Genomic DNA, 21,309 nt, shown 5'->3' on the forward strand with positions numbered 1-21,309 from the left:
CCCGGCCGTCAGACGCCGCGCCGCCGCTTGGCGGGCGGCATCAGCACGGTCGGCAGCGCCTTCGGCAAAGTCTGCGGCCAGTCGCGGCTGAAGTGGAGGCCGCGGCTTTCGCGCCGCGTACACGCGCTTTCGACGATCAGCGAAGCCACATCGACGAGATTGCGCAGTTCCAGGAGATCGCGGCTCACCTTGAAGTTCGCGTAGTACTCGTGGATTTCGTCGCGCAAGAGCGCGATGCGATGTTGCGCGCGCGCGAGCCGCTTGTCCGTTCGCACGATGCCGACGTAGTTCCACATGAGCCGCCGCAACTCGTCCCAGTTGTGGGCGACGACGACTTCCTCGTCCGGATCGGAGACGCGGCTCTCGTCCCAGTCGGGCAACTCGGCGTGGCAGCCCGAGGAAAAGCCCTCGGCTTCGATCGCGTCCGCTGCCGCGCGGCCGACCACGATGCATTCCAGCAGCGAATTGCTCGCGAGCCGGTTCGCGCCGTGCAAGCCGGTGCACGCGGTTTCGCCGACCGCGTACAGTCCCGGCCGATCCGTGCGCCCCGCGAGATCGGTGACGACGCCGCCGCAGGTGTAATGCGCGGCGGGCACGACGGGAATCGGCTCCTTCGCGATATCGATGCCGAATTCGCGGCAACGCGCGAGGATCGTCGGGAAATGCTCTTCGAGGAACGCGCGCGGCTGGTGGCTAATATCGAGATAGACGCAGTCGATGCCGCGCTTCTTGATCTCGAAATCGATCGCCCGCGCGACGATATCGCGGGGCGCAAGCTCGGCGCGTTCGTCGTGCTCCGGCATGAAGCGCGTGCCGTCCGGCAGACGCAGGACGCCGCCTTCGCCGCGCACCGCTTCCGAAATGAGGAACGACTTCGCGTACGGGTGAAAGAGGCACGTCGGATGGAACTGGATGAACTCCATGTTCGACACGCGGCAGCCCGCGCGCCACGCCATCGCGATGCCGTCGCCGGTCGCGGTGTCGGGATTCGTCGTGTAGAGATACACCTTGCCCGCGCCGCCCGTCGCGAGGACCGTGTGCGGCGCCTGGATCGTCACGGTGCGGCCGCTTTCCAGATCGAGCGCATACAGCCCGTGACACCGATGACCGGGCAGGCCGAGCCGGTCGGACGTGATCAGATCGATCGCGTAGTGATCTTCGAGAACGGTGATGTTCGGGTGATTGCGCACGCGTTCGTTGAGCGTGGTGACGACGGCGTGGCCGGTCGCGTCCGCCGCGTGAATGATCCGGCGATGACTGTGGCCGCCTTCGCGCGTCAAATGGAAGCCGAGTTCGGCGGAGACGTCGCGCGTGAAGGGCACGCCTGCCTGGATCAGCCATTCGATCGCCGCGCGCCCGTTTTCGACGATGAAGCGCGTCGCGGCTTCGTCGCACAGTCCGCCGCCGGCGACGAGCGTATCGGCAACGTGATTGTCGATGCTGTCGGCCGAATCCAGCACCGCCGCGATGCCGCCCTGCGCCCAGTCGCTCGCGCCTTCGCTGACCGCGCGCTTCGCGATGATCGCGACACGCCGCGTCTCGGCCAGATTCAGCGCCACGCTCAGTCCCGCGAGGCCGCTTCCCACGATTGCTACGTCGAAATTCATGCTGCCGTGTCTCCGTTTCGGTCCTGCGTAGCCGGCAAGCATAACGCGCGGGACGCAGCGGAAACAACGAAAACCGGCGCACGGGCACGTGACACGGCTGTGAATCCGAACAATTTTCGGCCGGAAAAACAAAAAGCCCCGCGTTGGCGGGGCTTTCTGCTGTCTTCGTTCAGGCACTCAATATCAAGCGCGGTTTTGGTTCCATCTTCGCCTCAAGCGGAGGACAGAACCGACCGGAATTTACTTGATCTTGGTTTCCTTGTACTCAACATGCTTGCGGACGACGGGATCGAACTTCTTGATCAGCATCTTTTCCGGCATGTTGCGCTTGTTCTTGGTCGTCGTGTAGAAGTGACCCGTGCCTGCGGTCGATTCCAGCTTGATCTTGTCGCGTGCGCCTTTGGCCATGTGCGTGCTCCTTAGATTTCACCGCGTGCGCGCAGGTCTGCGAGCACGGCGTCAATACCGTTCTTGTCGATCAGGCGCAGACCGGCGTTCGAGACGCGCAGACGGACCCAGCGGTTTTCGCTTTCAACGAAGAAACGGCGGTTCTGCAGGTTCGGCAGGAAACGACGCTTGGTCTTGTTGTTTGCGTGGGAAACGTTGTTGCCCGACATCGGGCCTTTCCCAGTTACTTGGCATACGCGTGCCATGGTGACACTCCTAATACACGTTGAGTCTGAGTCGAACGCTCGAATGAAGGGGCTTCCTTCATGCGATGCCTCTAATCGCCCAATTTGCCGATCGGGGACTTGGCAGCACGGTTATGCCAATGAGGACTACGTTGGTCAGATTAGGCGGGTTGAAAAAACGAAACGAGGATTCTAGCAGGAAAAACAGTGTGTTATCAAGTTTTCCGACGCCGTGTTGTCCGCGCGTCGAACGTTTCAAAGCCAGCCTTCGCGGGCGAACGAAAAAATGTCATTTGACGCGACGACCATATGATCGAGCAGTTTCACGTCGATCAGACCGAGCGCGTCCTGCAGCGTGCGCGTGAGCTTGCGGTCGCTGGCGCTCGGATCGACGCCGCCGGAAGGGTGATTATGCGCGACGATCAGCCCCGCCGCGTTGACCGCGAGCGCCCGCTTCACGATCTCGCGCGGGTACACGGCCACGCGCGTGAGCGACCCGTGCGCCTCCTCGCAGATATCCAGCAACTGATGACGCGCGTCCAGATAGATGCAGACGAACACCTCGTTCGGCCGCGTGCCGATCTTCAGGCGCAGAAAATCTTCGACCGCGCCCGGCGAATTCAGCAGCATCCGGTCGCGCGCCTTTTCCGCGAGCGCGCGCCGGCACAGCTCCGATACCGCGAGCAGCGTCGCCGCGCGCGCCTCGCCGACGCCGCGCTCGTCCTGCAATTCCGATGCGGACGCGTCCAGCACCGCGCGCAGCGAGCCGAATCGCCGCAGCAGCGCGCGGGCGACATCCACGGCGGTCCGGCCTGTCACGCCGGTGCGAAGGAACAGCGCGAGCAATTCGGCGTCGGAAAGCGTGGCCGGTCCGGCCTTGAGCAGGCGCTCGCGCGGGCGGTCGGCTTCGTCCCACTGCGGGATCGACAGGAGCGGCGCGTGGTCTTCCACGACGGGCGCGAGCAGGGGCAAGCAGGTTGTCATCGCGTGCTCCATGCGACTGCCGGAGCGAGACGCGCCGCACGAACGACGCACTCGCCCGACGCGGCGCTCTGCAACTCTGTCTTACAATAGCGGTTTTGGCGCACGCTCTCACGCTGCGCCACGCGGTTCGCAGCTTCGTGCCGACGAGCCGCCGCTGGCCCGGCGCCCGCCGCGCTCGTTACTGAATCGCCACATCCAATACTCATGAGCATCATCGATATTTCCGAGGTGAAACCCGGTTCCCATGTCACGCTTCATTACCGGCTTGCACTGGCCGATGGTGCCGACATCGTCAACACGTTCACCGACAAGCCCGCCACGCTTCTGCTCGGCGCGGGCCAGCTTGCGCCGCCGCTCGAAGACATTCTGCTCGGGCTGAAGGTCGGCCACCATTCGACCTTTCAGCTAACGCCCGACCAGGCGTTCGGGCCGCGCAATCCGGAACTGGTGCAGCGCGTGTCGCTCGCGACGCTGCGCGAAAACAGCATGATCGGCGAGGATTTTTCTCCGGGTGATCTCGTCGAATTCAACGCGCCCAACGGCGGGCGCTATGCGGGCGTGCTCAAGGAAGTGGGTGAGACGTCCGCGCTCTTCGACTTCAATCACCCGCTCGCCGGCCAGGCGCTGGCCTTCGAAGTGAAAATCATCGGAATTCTGTAGCCATGAGCCTGACTGAAAGCCTCACCGATATCGACACCGACCTCGAAATCCTGCTCGCGCAGCCGCGCGGGTTCTGCGCGGGCGTCGATCGCGCGATCGAGATCGTCGAGCGGGCCATCAAACTGTTCGGCGCGCCCATCTACGTGCGGCACGAGATCGTCCATAACGCGTATGTCGTCGCGGATCTGCGCAAGAAAGGCGCGATTTTCATTGAAGAACTCTCGGACGTGCCCGAAGGCAGCACGCTGATCTTCAGCGCGCACGGCGTCTCGAAGGCGGTGCGCGCCGAAGCCGAAACGCGCGGGCTGCGCGTGTTCGACGCCACGTGCCCGCTCGTCACGAAGGTGCATATGGAAGTCGCGAAGATGCGCCAGGAAGGCTTCGATATCGTGATGATCGGACACAAGGGCCATCCGGAAGTGGAAGGCACGATGGGGCAGTCGGGCGAGGGCATGCATCTGGTCGAAGACATCGAGGACGTGCAGAAGCTCGATCTGCGCGATCCGAACCGCATCGCCTATGTCACGCAGACGACGCTTTCCGTCGACGACGCCTCCGCCATCATCGATGCGCTGAAGGCGAAGTATCCCGGCGTGAAGGAGCCGAAGAAGCAGGACATCTGCTATGCGACGCAGAATCGCCAGGACGCGGTCAAGTTCCTCGCGCCGCAGTGCGATGTCGTGATCGTGGTCGGCAGCCCGAACAGCTCGAATTCGAGCCGGCTGCGCGAAGTGGCCGAGCGCAGCGGCATTCCCGCCTATATGGTGGATTCGCCGTCGCAGATCGATCCGGCGTGGGTCGCGGGCAAGAAGCGCATCGGCGTGACGGCGGGCGCGTCGGCGCCGGAAGTGCTGGCGCAGGCGGTCATCGAACGATTGCGCGAGCTGGGCGTGCGCAGCGTGCGTTCGCTGGAAGGCATCGAAGAGACGATCTCGTTTCCGCTTCCGCGCGGATTGTCCTTGCCGCAGTGATTTAGACGAACTCCTCGAAAAGCGCCTCCGGGCGCTTTTTTTTCGTCCGCCGATATGGAACAGTTCGCCGCCCGAATCGTCGAATGCACCGAAGCGGGGCATCGAAATGACGTGCGATGTTCGGCTCGTTTTAGGCCCACTCCCGAAGTGGTGCAACTGCTGCACAACGAAGGATCGCAACCCGGTTGCGCTATTGCGGGAAAATCGCCTGAAAATGAGGGTTGCAATGCTGGAAAACCCCGCCACGCAAGAATATTGCTCGTCTCATATTTGGCGTTACAATTCGCGCGTCTTCAGTCCCCAGGGGCTTTGGTAACGGTTTTGAAAGGCGCAGGAGACCTATCTGATGCGATTCAAGTTTGCTCACGCCGTGTCCATCGCGGCTGCGGTTGCAATGGCAACGGCATGCGGCAAGAAGGACGAGGGCGGAGCGAGCGGGGCAGCGTCGGCGACGAGCGCCGCGGTCGCGTCGGCTGCAACGCCCGCGCCTGCGCCTGCGCCCGCGAGCGAGGCAACGGTCGTCAGGATCGGTCACGTCGCGCCGCTCACCGGCACGCAGGCGCATCTCGGAAAAGATAACGAGAATGGCGCCCGCCTCGCGCTGGAAGAGATCAGCAGCCAGGGACTGACGATCGATGGCCGCTCCATTCGCCTCGAACTCGACAGCCAGGACGATGCAGCCGATCCGCGCACCGGCGAAGAAGCCGCGCAGCGTCTCGTCGACCATCATGTGGTCGCGGTGATCGGCCATATGAACTCGGGCGTGTCGATACCGGCGTCGAAGATTTATAGCGATGCGGGCATCGCCGAGATTTCGCCCTCGACGACGAACCCGCAATACACGAAGCAAGGTTACAAGACGACGTTCCGCGTCGTGGCCACCGACGCGCAGCAAGGCCCCGTGCTGGCCGGCTACGCGATGAAGACGCTGCATGCGCGCAAGGTCGTGATCGTCGATGACGCCAGCGCCTACGGTCGCGGCCTCGCTGACGAATTCGCGAAGACGATACAGGCGGGCGGGGTAAAGATCGCCGCGCGCGAGTCGACAACCGAGAAGGCGCGCAATTTCAAGGCGATCCTCACGAAGATCAAGCGCATGCAGCCCGATGTCGTCATGTACGGCGGCATGGACGTGACGGGCGGCCCGTTCGCGAAGGAAGCGACGGCGCTCGGCGTCAAGGCGAAGATCCTGGCGGGCGACGGCGTCTGCACGCAGGAGCTGCCGCAGCTTGCGGGCGACGCGGTGCAGAACATCGTCTGCTCCGAAGCGGGTCCCGCGCTTTCGAAGATGGACAAGGGCGCGGACTTCGCGCAGAAGTACGAGGCTCGTTTCCACACGCCGGTGCAGATTTACGCGCCGTTCACGTACGACGCGATGTACGTGATCGTCGATGCAATGAAGCGCGCCAATTCCATCGAAGCGGGCAAGGTGCTCGCGGCGATGGCCACGACGGACTTCAATGGTCTGACGGGGCATATCGCGTTTGACGATAAAGGCGATTTGAAGGCAGGCACCATCACGCTTTACGACTTCAAGGACAACAAGAAGGACGTGCTCGACGTCGTCAAGCAGTAGCAGCAGGCGTTTGCAGGTCTTGCGGCGTCTAACCGACAGCGCCGTTTCGTATCCGTCTGGCGGATGCCCGCACCTATCCGGCGGCGGGCGGCACGGCAGGCGTTTAACCCTTACCGGTTTTTTTCAAAAGTACGCGCAGTGCTGCTCCAGATTTCGCTTCACACCGGTTTATCGGCCGGTGATAAAGGCGTCATCCGGTCGCACGGGGCTAAGGAGCTTTAAATGGATATTTTCATCCAGCAGATCATCAACGGTCTGGTGCTTGGCAGCGTCTACGCCATCATCGCGCTGGGGTACACGATGGTGTACGGCATTCTCGGCATCATCAACTTCGCGCACGGCGACGTGCTGATGGTGGGCGCGATGGTCGCGCTTTCCGCAATCGGCGTCATGCAAAACCACTTTCCTTCGATGCCCGGGCCGATCATGCTGACGATCGCCCTCGTCGTCGCGGCGGTCGTCTGCGCGGTCGTCGGCTACACCATCGAAAAGGTCGCTTACCGGCCACTGCGTAAAGCACCGCGTCTCGCGCCGCTCATTACCGCCATCGGCGTGTCGATTCTGCTGCAGACCATCGCGATGATGATCTGGGGCCGCAATCCGCTCGCGTTCCCGCAGCTTCTGCCGACCGATCCGATCAATGTGATCACCGCCGGCGAGAACAATCCGGGCGCGGTCATCTCCATGACGGAAATCGTGATCATCGTGGTCGCGTTCCTCGTGATGGCGGGACTTCTGCTGCTGGTGCACAAGACCAAGCTCGGCCGCGCGATGCGTGCGATCGCGGAAAACCCCGGCGTCGCGTCGCTGATGGGCGTGAACCCGAACTTCGTGATCTCCGCGACCTTCATGATCGGCTCGGCGCTCGCGGCGCTCGCCGGCGTGATGATCGCGTCGGAATACGGCAACGCGCACTTCTACATGGGCTTCATCCCCGGCCTGAAGGCATTCACGGCCGCGGTGCTGGGCGGTATCGGCAACCTGGGCGGCGCGATGGTCGGCGGCGTGCTTCTCGGGCTGATCGAGCAGTTGGGCGCCGGTTATATCGGCAACCTGACGGGCGGCGTCTTCGGCAGTAACTACCAGGACGTGTTCGCCTTCATCGTGCTGATCATCGTGCTCGTGTTCCGTCCGTCGGGTCTGCTCGGCGAACGTGTCGCGGACCGCGCTTAAAGACTCGTGTGAGGAGCTCAGAAAAATGACTTCGATTCAACCGATTGAGCCGTCCACGACGCTCATCCCCGAAAAGAACATGACGAAGACGCTCGTCGTCGGCGTCATCACCGCGATCTTCGTGATCGCCGCACCGATGGTCATCGGCGCGGCGGGCGGCAACTACTGGGTGCGCGTGCTCGACTTCGCGATGCTCTATGTGATGCTGGCGCTGGGCCTCAACGTCGTGGTCGGCTTCGCCGGCCTGCTCGACCTGGGCTACATCGCGTTCTACGCGGTCGGCGCGTACACGGCGGCGCTGCTGTCGTCGCCGCAACTGACGTCGCAGTTCGAGTGGATCGCGCACCTTGCGCCCGCCGGATTGCACGTGCCGTTTCTCATCATCGTGCCGATCGCGATGGCGCTCGCCGCCACGTTCGGCGTGCTGCTCGGTGCGCCGACACTGCGTCTGCGCGGCGACTATCTCGCGATCGTGACGCTCGGCTTCGGGGAAATCGTCCGGATCTTCATGAACAACCTCGATCGTCCGGTCAACATCACGAACGGTCCGAAGGGCATCACGGGCATCGATCCGGTGACGGTGGCGGGCTTCAACCTGTCGCAGACGCACGAGTTCTTCGGCATGAAGTTCCCGTCCGTGTACATGTACTACTACCTGTTCGTGCTGGGCGCGCTGCTCGTGATCTGGGTGTGCACGCGTCTGCAGCATTCGCGCATCGGCCGTGCATGGGCCGCGATCCGCGAAGACGAAATCGCCGCGAAGGCAATGGGCATCAACACGCGCAACGTGAAGCTGCTCGCGTTCGCGATGGGCGCGTCGTTCGGCGGCTTGTCCGGCGCGATGTTCGGCGCGTTCCAGGGCTTCGTGTCGCCGGAATCGTTCACATTCTGGGAATCGATCGTCGTGCTGGCGTGCGTGGTGCTGGGCGGCATGGGTCACATTCCCGGCGTGATTCTCGGCGCGGTGCTGCTCGCCGTGTTCCCCGAGTTCCTGCGCTCGACGATGGGTCCGCTGCAGAACGCCATCTTCGGCCATCAGATCGTGGATACCGAAGTCATCCGCCAGTTGCTGTACGGTCTGGCGATGGTGCTGATCATGCTGTATCGCTCGGAAGGCCTGTGGCCCGCCGCGAAACACGAAGACAAGATCGCGAAGATCGCGAAGCGCGGCGGCAAGAAGCCGGTGCGCGCCTAAGCGGGGGATAAGGAAATGAGCGAAAAACGTACTCGATTGTCCGTGCAGGGCGTGAACAAGCGTTTCGGCGGCTTGCAGGCGCTCTCGGATGTGCGCCTCGAAATCAAGGAAGGCGAGATTTACGGTCTGATCGGCCCGAACGGCGCCGGCAAGACCACATTCTTCAACGTGATCACGGGCCTGTACACGCCGGATTCGGGCGTATTCAAGCTCGACGGCGAAGCCTATACGCCGACCGCCGTGTATCAGGTGGCGAAGGCGGGCATCGCGCGCACGTTCCAGAACATTCGTCTCTTCGGCGGCATGACCGCGCTGGAGAACGTGATGGTCGGACGTCACGTGCGCACGAAGCACGGGCTGATCGGCGCGGTGTTGCAGACGCCGGCGGAACGCCGCGAAGAGCGCGAGATCAAGGAGCGCGCGCTGGAGCTGCTGGAGTATGTCGGCGTGCTGCAGTACGCGGACTACACGTCGCGCAATCTGTCGTACGGGCATCAGCGTCGGCTGGAGATTGCGCGTGCATTGGCGACGGATCCGAAGCTGCTCGCGCTCGACGAACCCGCGGCCGGCATGAACGCGACGGAGAAGGTCGAACTGACGCGTCTTTTGGACAAGATTCGCGCGGACGGCAGGACGATTCTGTTGATCGAACACGACGTGAAACTCGTGATGGGATTGTGCAACCGCATGACGGTGCTCGATTACGGCAAGGTGATCGCCGAGGGTCTGCCGCAGGACGTGCAGAAGGATCCGAAGGTGATCGAGGCATATCTGGGTGCGGGGGTGCACTAAATGGCGACCACGAACGCGATGTTGAAGGTCAAGGGTCTGCAGGTAAATTACGGCGGCATCCAGGCGGTGAAGGGTGTCGATCTGGAAGTCGGGCAGGGTGAACTGGTCACGCTGATCGGCGCGAACGGCGCGGGCAAGACCACGACGATGAAGGCCATTACCGGTCTCAAGCCGTTTTCGGGCGGCGATATCGAGTACATGGGGCAATCGATCAAGGGCGTGCCGACGCACGAGCTTTTGAAGCGCGGTCTGGCGATGGTGCCGGAAGGGCGCGGCATCTTCGCGCGCATGTCGATTCTCGAGAATATGCAGATGGGCGCGTATCTGCGTAACGATAACGACGGCATTCAGAAGGACACCGAGCGCATGTTCGGCTTCTTTCCGCGTCTGAAGGAGCGTGCGTCGCAGTATGCCGGGACGCTCTCCGGCGGCGAGCAGCAGATGCTCGCGATGGCGCGTGCCTTGTTGTCGCGTCCGAAGCTGCTGTTGCTCGATGAGCCATCGATGGGGCTTTCGCCGATCATGGTCGAGAAGATCTTCGAAGTGGTTCGCGAGATTTCCAAGGAAGGGCTGACGGTGCTGCTCGTCGAGCAGAACGCGCGGCTCGCGCTTCAGGCCGCTAATCGCGGGTATGTCATGGACTCGGGGACTGTCACTATGTCCGGCGACGCCAAGATCATGCTCGATGATCCTAAGGTTCGGGCTGCTTATCTCGGGGAGTGATATCCGCTGGCGCCCGGGGTTTGGGCGTTGCTTCGTTTTTTCGTGTCGGTCTATTAGCACGCCCCTCCCCGGGGCGGGGGTCACTTTCTTTGCTGCTGCAAAGAAAGTAACCAAAGAAAGCAGCTTTTCTGGCCCGAAGCACCGACTGCGTGATCACTCCGTAGAACCAGATTGGCACTCAGTTTGACACAGCCCTGAATCACCTTCCGCGCCCACTGCGCGCCACCCCATGCGAGCCCCCGGCTCGTTAACACCATCGCGCACTATGCGCGCCACGTGATTCAACTCCCGATTCAAGACGCAAGTCGGACCGACGCGTCGCGTCGTTGCTCGCCATTGTTCTTCGTTTGCGTTGTTTAGTGCGTGCTGCGATGTGCGCGATGGTTTTGTCGAGCCAGGGGGCTCGGAGGACGTGGCGCTCAGCGGGCGTGGAAGGTGCTCCAAGGTTGATTCAAGCTGAGTGCCAACGTGGCACTACGCAGTGACCAGACGGTAAGTGCTTCGGGCCTAGAAAGCTGCTTTCTTTGGTCACTTTCTTTGCAGCAGCAAAGAAAGTGACCCCCGCCCCGGGGAGGGGCAACGCAAATAGACCGACACGAATACAAGTTCAACGACAAGAAAGAAGCCTAAAGCCGCTTCCCAAGACTAACGACATCATCAACCCGATACCCCAACCGTTCGTAGAACGAAACCAGCTCGTGACGAACGGAAAGCACCTGCAAATTAACTTTAGGGCATCCAAGCCGAGCAAGCGCCGCTTCAGCATGAAGCATCAACCTGCGCCCAAAGCCCAATCGGCGAAGCGAAGCCCTGACGGCAAGTGAATAAACCCATCCACGATGCCCGTCATACCCACACATGACGGTCCCGACGACGACATCGTCGATCACCCCGACGAAGAACAACTCAGGCTGAGTAGCCAGCTTATTGGCGATCGACAGCGCCGGATCGCGCTGCGGCCTCGACGCATCCGCATACTCGGGAAACACGTCGCGCCACAACGCGATCACGGCATCGCGATCGCGTAGCTCGAAAGTCCGAACGATCACAGCGTATCGAGCACCGAACGCAGCATCGAAAGCATCTGATCGATCTCGTCCTTCGTGACATTGAGCGCCGGCATGAAGCGCAGCAGATTCGGCCGCGCCGCGTTCAACAGCAAACCGTCCGGCTGCATCAACCGCGCCTTCTCGACGATCTGCGGTCCCTTGTCGCTATCGAGCAGCAACGCGCGCAGCAAGCCTTCGCCACGCTCGCCCTTGAACCCGCGCTCATCCGACAGCTTCAGCAATTCGCTACGCAAATACTCGCCGCGCTCGCGCACGCCTTCGAGAAAGCCCGGCGCGGTCAGTTGCGAAATCACCGAATAACCCACCGCCGTCATCAACGGATTGCCGTTGTACGTGCCGCCCTGATCGCCCGCCTCGAAGCACGCGACATCCGCCGTCGACAGCAGCGCAGCCAGCGGCACGCCACCACCGATGCCCTTGCCGAGCGTCATGATGTCCGGCTCGATGCCCGACAGCTCATACGCGAACAACGTCCCCGCGCGGCCGCAACCGCTCTGCACTTCATCGACGATCAAGAGCAGATTGTGCTGCTTCGTCAGCGCGCGCAATTGCTGCATGAACTCGCGCGTCGCGGGAATCACACCGCCTTCGCCCTGAATCGGCTCCAGCATCACCGCGACGGTCTTTTCGTTGATGAGCTTCTCGACGGACGCGATATCGTTCAGGTCCGCCTTCGGAAAACCCGGCACTTGCGGCGCGTAGATCGTGTCCCAGCCCGCCTTGCCGCTCGCGGACATCGTCGCGAGCGTGCGGCCGTGGAAGCTGTGATCGAACGTGATGATCTCGTACGCGCCATTGCGGAACTTGCGGCCCCACTTGCGCGCGAGCTTGATCGCGCCTTCGTTTGCCTCCGCGCCGCTGTTCGCGAAGAACACCTTGTCGAAGCAGCTATGCTGCGTGAGCAGGCCGGCGAGCTGCGCCATCGGACCGTTGTAGAACGCCGGCGACGGATTGATCAGCGTGCGCGCCTGCTTTTCCATCGCTTCGATCATGCCGTCGTTGCAATGACCGAGCGAATTGACCGCCCATCCCTGAATGAAGTCGAGATAGCGTTTGCCGGTATTGTCGTAGAGCCACGATCCCTTGCCGTGCGTGAACACGATCTCGGGACGGTTCGTGATGTACATCAGCGAATCGACAGGGTACTCATTGAAATTCATGACAGCGGGCTCCACGAGGCGATGACGAAAAGAAAAAGCGGCGCGCAAAAAACAAAAGCCACGGTGTTTCCGTGGCTTCATTCTCTGCGCTTCAATGTGACCGAACCATGACGAGCGCGAATGCTTGACGAGCCAGCGGCATCCCTAGGGAAGCGGCGAGCGGCGGCGTCGAAGTGCGTTCAGGATCGAGTTCATTCGCGAAGGATACGTTATGAAGTTCGTGCATGTAAACCGCCCGCGCGAATTTCCCACGCGCGGACGGCTTGCCTGCATCGAGCGATCAGACCGGATGCGCGAGATCGGCTGCGCTCGTGAACGAGTCCGCGTAGAACTCGTCCTCCGGCAGACGATGATGCAGCGTGAAATCGCGTTGCGCCGATTCCACCATCACCGGCGCGCCGCATGCATAGACCTGATACGCGCTCAAGTCCGGCAAATCTTCGATGACCGCGCGATGAACGAAACCCGTGCGGCCATGCCAGTTGTCGCTTGCATCGGGTTCGGAGAGCACCGGCACGAACTTGAAGTTCGGCACTTCCTTCGCCCATTGCTCGGCGAGCTCCATCATGTACAGGTCCTTCTTGCGGCGGCCGCCCCAGTAGAGCGTCATCGGGCGATTCAGGTTCTTGAACACCGCATGCTCGATGATCGCCTTGATCGGCGCGAAGCCCGTGCCCGAGGCGAGCAGCACGATAGGCTTGTCGGATTCGTCCCGCAAAAAGAACGTGCCGAGCGGGCCTTCGAAGCGCAGGATGTCGCGCTCCTTCATCGCGCCGAACACGTGGTCCGTGAACGTGCCGCCCGGCATGTGGCGGATATGCAGTTCGAGCGGGCCTTCGTGATGCGGCGGGCTCGCCATCGAATAGCTGCGGCGCTTGCCGTCCTTCAGAATGAATTCGATGTACTGCCCCGCGAGATACTGCAGGCGCTCGTTGGCGGGCAACTGCAGCTTCAGTTCGATGACATCGTCCGCGCGGCGCTCGAGCGCATTGACGCGGCAAGGCAGCTTCTTCACCTGCACGTCGCCGACGCCCGCCACTTCGCGCACGTCGATGGTCAGATCGCTCTGCGCGGTCGCGCAGCAGAAGAGCGCCATGCCGCGCGTTTTTTCATCGTTCGAGAGCGCCGACGATGAATGCGGCGCCTGCTCGATTTCCCCTTCGACGACCGAGCCCTTGCAGGAACCGCAAGCGCCGTTCTTGCAGCCGTAGGGCAGGCCGATGCCCTGGCGCAGCGCCGCGGTCAGGACCGGTTCGTCGGGTTCCACCTGAAACTGCCGGCCGCTTTGCCGGAGCGTTACGTTGAATGCCATAGAAAAATTTCGTGCGATGGTGTGAATGTGTCTGTCGATGCCGCGTGTTCGCGGCCAAACGCGTGGAACGGGCGGCGGCTACAATGCCTCGCATGATCGCCACTCGAAAACTGCGCCGCGCGCGCGTGCTGATCGTCGGATGCGGCGATGTCGGGCTGCGCACGCTGCCGCTCTTTCAGGCGCGCGCCGCGGCGCCGCGCGTGATCGCGCTCACGCATCAACCCGAACGCGCGGCCGAACTGCGCGCGGCGGGCGCGTTGCCGATTCCCGGCGATCTCGATGCACGCAAGCGTCTCGCGAGGCTCGCGGGCATCGCGCGGCACGTGCTGCATCTTGCACCGCCAGCGCGCGACGGCGACATCGACCGCCGCACGCGCGCCTTGCTTGCAGCATTGCGCGCGCCTCGTCGTTCTGTCGCGCGTGGCGCGCATCCGGTGCGCCGTGGTCCGTCGTTCATTGTACCCGAGGGGCCTTTTAGAGCCGCATCGAAAGCCGCATCGCGCCGCGCGCCTTTGCGCTTCGTTTATGCAAGCACGACGGGCGTTTATGGCGATTGCGGCGGCGCGATCATCGACGAAACGCGGCCCGCGCGGCCCGGGAACGATCGCGCGCTGCGGCGCGTATCGGCGGAGAAGCAGTTGCGCGCGGCGGGCGTGGAAAGCGGATGGCGCGTGTCGATCGTGCGCATTCCCGGCATTTACGCGGAGAACCGTCTGCCGCTCGCGCGCATCGAACGGGCAATGCCCGCGCTCGTCGAACGCGACGACGTCTACACGAATCACATTCACGCCGACGATCTCGCCGCGATCATCGTGCGCGCGCTCGCGCGGGGACGGCCGCAGCGGGTGATCAACGCATCGGACGATACGGACCTGCGCATGGCCGATTATTTCGACCGCGTGGCCGATGCTTATCGGTTGCCCCGCGTGCCGCGCATCACGCGCGAGGAAGCAGACACGCGGCTCGAACCGATCACGCTGTCGTTCATGCGCGAATCGCGAAGGCTTCGCAACGCGCGTCTCAAGCGCGAACTGGGATACGCGCTGCGCTATCCGACCGTCGACGATTTCCTGCGCGCACACGCCGCGCGAGCGACGTAGTGCGCGGGACTAGATCAGCGCCGGGATCGTTTCGAGCAGCACGAAGCACATCAACGCGCCGATCAGTGCGCCGATCAGATTCGGCGAGTACTTGTGGCGCGCGTGCATGACGACGCCCAATACCCCGATCAGAACCGCGCACAACGCGACGAAAGCAACCAGTGCGACGCTCATGTGGGAAGCCATGATTCCTCCTGCCTTTGTTCTAGTCATTCTGGTTCCGTAATACGAGTATATGAGCGGCGGAACCGGAAGGCATGCTGCGGCGCAACGGGCGAGCGTCGGGAGTTCTACGGATTTGCAAATGGATGCGCGCGTGGCTTCTTCGCTCAGGCGTTAGGCGTTGCTTTCGTCCTTGGCGCGGAGTGCGGCGAGATCGTCTGCATCGAGCCAGCGCCATTCGCCTTCCTCGAGCGATGCCGGCAGCGCATAGCCGCCCATGCGCTCCCGATGCAACTGCTCCACGCGATTGCCCGCCGCCGCGACCATCCGCTTGACCTGGTGATACTTGCCTTCGAGCACGGTGAGTTCGAGCAGCCGTTCATCGCGCCGATGAGCGGCGAGCGCGGCCGTCGGCTTCGATTCGCCGTGAAGAAGGACGCCTTCGCGGAGGCTCGCGAGCTGCGCATCGTCGATCGGATGCCGCACCGTCGCCAGATAGACCTTCGGCACCTTGCGCTTCGGCGATGTGAAGGCGTGGACGAACGCGCCGTCGTCGGAGAAGAGAAGCAGGCCGGTCGTATCCTGATCGAGCCGTCCGACAGGCTGCACGCCGCGCTCGACGAGCTGCGGCGGAAGCAGATGAAACACGCTCAGGTGATGCTGCGGATCGCGCGAGCATTCGTAGCCCGCGGGCTTGTTGAGCGCGATGTACGCCTTTTCGCGATACGTCCACCTGCGGCCGTCGACGTCGAAATCGGGCGATGTCGCGATGGGAACGTCGGCGCGCGGATCGGTGCATACGTCGTCGCCGACGCGCACGCGCCCTTCGGCGATGATCCCGCGGCACTGGCGGCGCGACCCGAAGCCTTGGGAGAAGAGGAGGGTTTCGAGGTCCATCGGAGAGGAGGGAGTTGGAGCCGCATTCTAGCAAGGCCGGATGCGTGGCTTGCGGCTTTCAACCGGTGGCGCGCCGTCGCGTCAATGCGCGTCGCCGCGTCCCTTCGTTACCGCCGGCACGCCCCAGCCGAAGAGCGTGTACGCGCCTGACGCGTCGCTCCGGCCGCCTGACGCCGACGCGCTCTTGCTGCCGACGCTCCAGCGACCGTCGAAGGTCATCGACGGGACCGCCGGCGCGGGCAGCGCGCTCGCCTGACGGAAATAGGCGGTGTTGGCGTCGGCCTGGACGGTCATCGCGTGCTTGAGGACCGCCTGCGCTTGCGCGTTGCGCGGATCGAGCGCGACCGCGCGGCGCGCGTTGCGTACCGCGCACGCCGGCTCGTGGCTCGCCGCGCACGAGCGGGCGTTGGCCATTGCGCTGTCGCGCGCGCGTTCCTGGCGGGAGACGTCGGCGGCAAGCTGCTGGATTTGCGGGCTGCGCGATTGCGTCGCCGTCAGGCCGCGTAGGTGGCGGCGGGCCGCGGCGAGATCGCGGCTCGCGAGCGCTTGCCGGACTGCCGCGATGGTGCGCGCCTCTGCCGGCGAGGGCGCTTCCTGCGTGGGGGCGGCGGTGGTGGACTTGTCCGTGTCCGGCTTGCGAGGGCGTTCTTGCGTGATCGCCTGATTTGCGCCGGCGACGGTTTGCGGGGCGGCGGTCGGCGTGGGCTTCGGCGCAATTTTCGGCGCGGCGGGCGATGAATCCACGGTCGCGGCGGCTGCAGCACGCGGTGCGGTTTGCGTGGGACGGCTCGCTTGCGCTGTCGTCGTCGCGGATTGCGATGCGACGACCGTGCTTCGATTCGCCAGAATCGGCACGGTTGCCGGAGTGGCGGCGAGCGGCGTCGATGCGACATGCGCAGCGGGCTTCGCGCTCGCCGTTATCGATGGCGACGCGGCCGCAGTCGCAGCCACGGTGGCGGAAGACGCGCTGCCCGCGAGCGCCGATGTTGCTGGCGTCGCGGGCGCGACGCGTGCCTTGGTCGCATCGATGCGCGCGGCAGGCGTGGCGTCCGCCATGGCGCGCGGGGCTTCGCTCGCTGAAAGTGAGGATGCGACCGACGCCGCCGACTGCGCGCTTTGCGGCGCGCCGCCGCTTGCCGATCGCGAAGCGGCGGTAGTCACCGCGTGCGACGGTATCTGCGAGACGACCGCGCCCGTTGCGGTATTCGGCGGCGCGGCGTCGCGCTTCGCAGCGAGATCGATCGCGTCGGCGACGGCTTGTCTGGATGCGTCTCGGGATTTGGGTGATTCGTTCGCCGTCGCCGGAACGCGAATTTCCGCGACGGGCTTGGACGACGACGCGGCCGGCGCGGATGGCGCGACCGCGACAACCGCCGCCGTCGCGGGCATGCTTGCCGCGCGTCCGGCCGCCGTGCCGGCCGAAGCCGAAGCGGACGCAATCCGTGGTTCATCCCGATGATCCGCCTGCGCAGCCGTGTCGTCAGTGCGATTGCGGTCCAGCGCGGGCCTGTCCGCATCGCCGTGATCTCGCGGCATCGACGCGCCTTTGCCGATTGAGCCCGCCACGCTGACGGACGGTGGCGAAGCGGACCGATCATCCATCCGCGCATAGTAATAGCCGCCCGCCGCGATTGCCGCGACCACGCCGCCCACGAGCACAGCGAGGCCCTTGCGCGCGGGCTTGCGTTCCGGTGACGGGGGCGCATCCCCGGGTTCCACGAGACTCGGATACGACGTCACCATCTTCCGGCGAGCGAGTCGCGTGAGCCAGCCGGTGTCGCGCAAGTCGACGAAATCGCGCGAATCCTCGACCGGCGCGGCGGCGGCGTCCTGGTCGGTGACACTCGTGAAAATCGCGCCCTGGCGATCGGCTCCGCAAGACGGACAGGTATCGTTGACGGCGGGCGACACCGCGTTGCAACGGCGGCAGATGACCGCATCGAGCGACAGCGAATATTCGGATTGCATCATCGGTGCCTCTTGAGTCAGGTTGCGCGGCGCTCCAACCGAAGTCACGGAACCGAGAAATCCGCCAGCAAAGTGGACGAGCGTGCGTGCAACTGCGCCGGGACGGAGACTCTCTTACGCGGATCGACCCATTCTCTCGACGAAAACCGGACCGGCTCTACGCGATTGCGCACATTTCGGGCAATGATCGTGTAAGGAAAGCGCGGGGCGGGGCCTATGCCGACGGCATTAGCCGAACGGACGACTTCACGATACGCGGCCTGCGCGCGACAGTTGCGCTGATCAAAGTACAGCAGGGACATATCGATGACCGCAATTCGGCTTCGGCCAACGAGTCAGCACCTCGTGTTCTCGCTTCCCTTGTTCATGGGCATGATCGAATACATCGTGCGGGTTGCGCTCAAGCAGCCCGGAGCGAACGAGTTCTTTCCGATTTCGTTGGTGGCTTCTGGCATCAGCATCAATATGGCGCTCGCCGCGCTTCCAATGGAACTGCTCCAAGGCCCTGTACGCTGGCAATTGGGACAGCGTCTCGAGCGCGCAATATTTATCGCGAATATGGGAATATTCGCCTCGCTGGGCGGGGTGCTCCTATGGTTATATCTGTTTATCGCCTCCTTCAATGAGGACGTCAGAGCTTTGCTGCCTTTGCATCCCCTGATTGAAGCTTCGGCGTACTACGGACTCTCCGTTTATTTGACTTTCAGCAAGGATAAGGAGGTGACATGCTGGAGTTTGTGATGGGATTTTTTCGCGAATACTGGCCGCTTGTCGTGATGTGCGTCTTCGGCCAGTTTTGCACGCCCAGAATCGTCGACTGGCAATTCCGGCGAAGGATCGAAAAAGAGAAACAGCACGCCGCGAAACACTGAAACGACTGCGCTTTCCAACGCCGCCGCCAACCCCACGCCCCAAAACGCAAAAAGCCGCTCCCTTATGGGAGCGGCTTTTTGCCTTGAATCCTTGGTGCCCAGGGCCGGAATCGAACCGGCACGCCTTGCGGCGGGGGATTTTGAGTCCCCTGCGTCTACCAATTTCACCACCTGGGCACGCTGTCTTGCTCGAAGAGGCGAAGCGGGAAGAAACGCAACGTCCAATCGAGTCGGCGATTATGACCGAAAACCCCGCGCTGAGCAAGCAGTCAGGACTGAATCCGGGATCACTGGCTGAGATACGTGAACGCGCCGTTTTTGACGACGCCCATCACGCTCGCGCGCTGATCGAGCCCGACGTGATCGCTTGCGCTCGTGTTCACCACGCCGTTCGGCACCACCAGCTCATGCGCGTGCTCCAGTTCCGAGCGCAGCGCGACGCGAAATTCCTTCGTCCCCGGCTTGCCCGCCTTGAGCGCGCGCGATACGGCATCCTGCAGGCGCGGATACACGCCCGCCGCATCGCCGGCGAACTGCGTGACCGAGCCTTTGCCGTATTTATCCTCATAGGCGTTCACGAACGCGAGCGCCGCCTTCTTCGACGGATGATCCGCCGGCAGCGTGCGCGCGACGACCACCGGCTGCGTCGGGAAGAGCGTGCCTTCCACATCCTTGCCGCCGAGCTTGATGAACTCCGGCGTCGCGATGCCGTGCGTCTGATAGATCGCGCCCTTGAAACCGCGCTCGACGAGCGTGCGCTGCGGCAGCACCGTCGGCGTGCCCGCGCCCGCGATCAGCACCGCGTCGGGCTTCGCCGCCATCAGCTTGAGAATCTGCCCGGTGACGCTCGCGTCGGTCCGGTTGAAGCGCTCGCTCGCGACAATCTTGATATGCCGCAAATCCGCGAACTTCGTGAATTCGCTGAGCCAGCTATCGCCGTAGCTGTCCGCGAAACCGATGAAACCCACGGTCTTCACACCGTGATTGGCCATGTAACGCGTCATCACGTCGGCCATCGCGCGGTCGGTCTGCGCCATCTTGAACGCCCAGACCTTCTTGCCTTCCTGCGGCTCGACGACGGACGCCGATCCGATCAGCGTGATCATCGGCGTCTGATATTCGGCGACCGGATCGAGCGCCGCGAGCGCCGCCGGCGTGATGTTCGGGCCGACGATCACATCGACCTTGTCCTCGGTGATCAGCTTGCGGATATTGCGCACGGCCGCGCCGGGGTCCGAGCCGTCGTCGAGAATGATGTACTGCGCGTCCTGCCCGGCGATGGTTTTCGGCCACATCAGCATCGCGTTCTTGCTCGTGATGCCGATCGCGGCGGCGGGGCCCGTGCTCGACAGGTCCACGCCCACCTTGATTTGCGCGTGCGCGGCGGCGGCCAGCAAAGTCAGGGCGGCGCCGGCGGCGAACCGGCGCGTGATCTTCGACAACGTCATGGGAAAGGTCTCCAGGGAGGTTCGTATTCTTGTAGGCGGCGTGACGGCGTGACGGCGTCGCCGTTACAGCTCGTAGCTCTCGTGCTCGCCGGAAAGCGCCTGTTCGATCAGCTTGCGGTTCATCGACGGCGACAGCAGCTCGACGAGCGTATACACATAGCTGCGCAGATAGGCGCCTTGCTTGAGCGCGAGCCGCGTGACGTTGCTGCCGAACAGATGGCCGACGGGCATCGCGCGCAGATGACGGTCGCGCTCCGGATTGAACGCGATATCCGCCATGATCCCGACGCCCAGCCCGAGTTCGACATACGTCTTGATGACGTCCGCGTCGATGGCTTCGAGCACGATATCCGGCGTCAGCGACCGCAGCGCGAACGCCTGATTGATCTTGGTGCGGCCGGCGAACGCGGCATCGTAGGTGATGAGCGGGTACTGCACGAGATCGTCCAACGTGAGAAGCTTGCGCTCCAGCAGCGGATGATCGGGCAGCATGACCGCGAGGTGCTGCCACTGGAAGCAGGGCAGCGACACGAGTTCCTTGTAATTGGCGATGGCTTCCGTCGCGATGGCGATGTCCGCCTGATCGTGGATGACCATTTCCGCGACCTGCGTCGGGCTGCCTTGCAGGATCGAAAGGTGCACCTTCGGAAAGCGCTTCTTGAACTCGGCGATGGCCGCCGGCAGCGAGTAGCGCGCCTGCGTATGCGTGGCCGCGATGACGAGATTGCCCTGATCCTGCGCCGCGTAGTCCTTGCCGACGCGTTTCAGGCTTTCCACTTCCTGCAGGATCTTCTCGACCGAGGCGAGAATGATGCGCCCCGGCTCGGTGAGCGAGCGCACGCGCTTGCCGTGACGCGTGAAGATCTCGACGCCGAGCTCGTCCTCCAGTTCGATGATCGCCTTGGACACGCCCGGCTGCGATGTATACAGTGCCTTCGCTGCTTCCGTCAGGTTGAAGTTCTGCCGCACGGCCTCGCGCACGAAGCGGAACTGATGCAAATTCATTT

21 protein-coding genes and 1 tRNA gene are annotated in these 21,309 nt (G+C 63.4%); 9 read left to right on the top strand and 13 right to left on the bottom strand.

Annotated elements, in window-relative coordinates; genetic code table 11:
* Window positions 1-8: 8 nt before the first annotated feature.
* The 4 genes from nadB to radC form a co-directional block, all read right to left on the bottom strand.
* Window positions 9-1,607 carry an L-aspartate oxidase gene (nadB, locus tag AWB72_RS03945; protein WP_040051946.1) on the bottom strand — a complete coding sequence of 533 codons (1,599 nt, stop codon included), beginning with the start codon at window positions 1,605-1,607 and terminating at the stop codon, window positions 9-11.
* 240 nt (window positions 1,608-1,847) lie between these two features.
* Window positions 1,848-2,015: a 50S ribosomal protein L33 gene (gene rpmG / locus AWB72_RS03950; protein WP_007180630.1), complete on the bottom strand. Its 168-nt coding sequence runs from the start codon at window positions 2,013-2,015 to the stop codon at window positions 1,848-1,850.
* 11 nt (window positions 2,016-2,026) lie between these two features.
* Window positions 2,027-2,260 (bottom strand): 50S ribosomal protein L28, encoded by a 234-nt coding sequence (rpmB, locus tag AWB72_RS03955; protein ID WP_008351171.1) that lies wholly within the window; start codon window positions 2,258-2,260, stop codon window positions 2,027-2,029.
* Between the two features lie 234 nt (window positions 2,261-2,494).
* Window positions 2,495-3,223, bottom strand: a complete 729-nt coding sequence (gene radC / locus AWB72_RS03960) for a RadC family protein (protein ID WP_052450013.1) — start codon at window positions 3,221-3,223, stop codon at window positions 2,495-2,497.
* A 204-nt stretch (window positions 3,224-3,427) separates the two neighbouring features.
* Here radC and AWB72_RS03965 point away from each other — a divergent pair, with 204 nt between their 5' ends.
* From AWB72_RS03965 to AWB72_RS03995, 7 genes are all read left to right on the top strand, one after another.
* Complete coding sequence (locus AWB72_RS03965) at window positions 3,428-3,883, top strand: FKBP-type peptidyl-prolyl cis-trans isomerase (RefSeq protein ID WP_040051736.1); 456 nt, start codon at window positions 3,428-3,430, stop codon at window positions 3,881-3,883.
* 2 nt (window positions 3,884-3,885) lie between these two features.
* Complete coding sequence (gene ispH / locus AWB72_RS03970) at window positions 3,886-4,854, top strand: 4-hydroxy-3-methylbut-2-enyl diphosphate reductase (protein WP_040051737.1); 969 nt, start codon at window positions 3,886-3,888, stop codon at window positions 4,852-4,854.
* 346 nt (window positions 4,855-5,200) lie between these two features.
* Entirely contained in the window at window positions 5,201-6,430 is a 1,230-nt protein-coding gene (locus AWB72_RS03975) for a branched-chain amino acid ABC transporter substrate-binding protein (protein ID WP_040051738.1), read from the top strand.
* 222 nt (window positions 6,431-6,652) lie between these two features.
* Entirely contained in the window at window positions 6,653-7,603 is a 951-nt protein-coding gene (locus AWB72_RS03980) for a branched-chain amino acid ABC transporter permease (RefSeq protein WP_040051739.1), read from the top strand.
* A gap of 25 nt (window positions 7,604-7,628) precedes the next feature.
* The gene (locus tag AWB72_RS03985) at window positions 7,629-8,798 is read left to right on the top strand and encodes an ABC transporter permease subunit (protein ID WP_040051740.1); all 1,170 of its coding nucleotides are present in this window, start codon (window positions 7,629-7,631) and stop codon (window positions 8,796-8,798) included.
* Window positions 8,799-8,813: 15 nt separating this feature from the next.
* Entirely contained in the window at window positions 8,814-9,590 is a 777-nt protein-coding gene (locus AWB72_RS03990; protein ID WP_040051741.1) for an ABC transporter ATP-binding protein, read from the top strand.
* A complete protein-coding gene (locus AWB72_RS03995; protein ID WP_040051742.1) occupies window positions 9,591-10,313 on the top strand; it encodes an ABC transporter ATP-binding protein in 723 nt (240 codons plus the stop codon).
* Window positions 10,314-10,939: 626 nt separating this feature from the next.
* Here AWB72_RS03995 and AWB72_RS04000 read toward each other — a convergent pair.
* The 3 genes from AWB72_RS04000 to AWB72_RS04010 all read right to left on the bottom strand — a co-directional run bounded on the left by AWB72_RS04000 (window position 10,940) and on the right by AWB72_RS04010 (window position 13,855).
* Window positions 10,940-11,362, bottom strand: a complete 423-nt coding sequence (locus AWB72_RS04000) for a GNAT family acetyltransferase (RefSeq protein ID WP_040051743.1) — start codon at window positions 11,360-11,362, stop codon at window positions 10,940-10,942.
* Entirely contained in the window at window positions 11,359-12,543 is a 1,185-nt protein-coding gene (locus AWB72_RS04005) for an acetylornithine transaminase (RefSeq protein WP_040051744.1), read from the bottom strand. Before AWB72_RS04005 ends, AWB72_RS04000 begins: the two co-directional genes overlap by 4 nt.
* A 280-nt stretch (window positions 12,544-12,823) precedes the next feature.
* The gene (locus tag AWB72_RS04010) at window positions 12,824-13,855 is read right to left on the bottom strand and encodes a CDP-6-deoxy-delta-3,4-glucoseen reductase (protein ID WP_040051745.1); all 1,032 of its coding nucleotides are present in this window, start codon (window positions 13,853-13,855) and stop codon (window positions 12,824-12,826) included.
* 92 nt (window positions 13,856-13,947) lie between these two features.
* Here AWB72_RS04010 and AWB72_RS04015 point away from each other — a divergent pair, with 92 nt between their 5' ends.
* Window positions 13,948-14,955 (top strand): NAD-dependent epimerase/dehydratase family protein, encoded by a 1,008-nt coding sequence (locus tag AWB72_RS04015; RefSeq protein WP_040051947.1) that lies wholly within the window; start codon window positions 13,948-13,950, stop codon window positions 14,953-14,955.
* Window positions 14,956-14,964: 9 nt separating this feature from the next.
* On the opposite strand, the gene AWB72_RS29070 is transcribed toward AWB72_RS04015, so the two are convergent.
* From AWB72_RS29070 to AWB72_RS04025, 3 genes are all read right to left on the bottom strand, one after another.
* Window positions 14,965-15,141, bottom strand: a complete 177-nt coding sequence (locus AWB72_RS29070; protein WP_040051746.1) for a hypothetical protein — start codon at window positions 15,139-15,141, stop codon at window positions 14,965-14,967.
* 150 nt (window positions 15,142-15,291) lie between these two features.
* Complete coding sequence (locus AWB72_RS04020; RefSeq protein WP_040051747.1) at window positions 15,292-16,014, bottom strand: pseudouridine synthase; 723 nt, start codon at window positions 16,012-16,014, stop codon at window positions 15,292-15,294.
* Between the two features lie 81 nt (window positions 16,015-16,095).
* On the bottom strand, window positions 16,096-17,985 hold the full coding sequence (locus tag AWB72_RS04025; protein WP_040051748.1) for a hypothetical protein: 1,890 nt from the start codon (window positions 17,983-17,985) through the stop codon (window positions 16,096-16,098).
* Window positions 17,986-18,327: 342 nt separating this feature from the next.
* Here AWB72_RS04025 and AWB72_RS04030 point away from each other — a divergent pair, with 342 nt between their 5' ends.
* On the top strand, window positions 18,328-18,723 hold the full coding sequence (locus AWB72_RS04030; protein WP_244285511.1) for a hypothetical protein: 396 nt from the start codon (window positions 18,328-18,330) through the stop codon (window positions 18,721-18,723).
* A 223-nt stretch (window positions 18,724-18,946) separates the two neighbouring features.
* On the opposite strand, the gene AWB72_RS04035 is transcribed toward AWB72_RS04030, so the two are convergent.
* The 3 genes from AWB72_RS04035 to AWB72_RS04045 all read right to left on the bottom strand — a co-directional run bounded on the left by AWB72_RS04035 (window position 18,947) and on the right by AWB72_RS04045 (window position 21,307).
* Window positions 18,947-19,031 (bottom strand) — tRNA-Leu (locus tag AWB72_RS04035).
* A gap of 110 nt (window positions 19,032-19,141) precedes the next feature.
* Window positions 19,142-20,302, bottom strand: coding sequence for an ABC transporter substrate-binding protein (locus AWB72_RS04040; RefSeq protein WP_040051749.1), 1,161 nt, complete (start codon window positions 20,300-20,302; stop codon window positions 19,142-19,144).
* A gap of 63 nt (window positions 20,303-20,365) precedes the next feature.
* Entirely contained in the window at window positions 20,366-21,307 is a 942-nt protein-coding gene (locus AWB72_RS04045; RefSeq protein ID WP_040051750.1) for a CysB family HTH-type transcriptional regulator, read from the bottom strand.
* Between the last annotated feature and the right edge of the window lie 2 nt (window positions 21,308-21,309).

The organism is Caballeronia concitans (genome assembly GCF_001544615.1).
Classification (GTDB): Bacteria; Pseudomonadota; Gammaproteobacteria; order Burkholderiales; family Burkholderiaceae; genus Caballeronia; species Caballeronia concitans.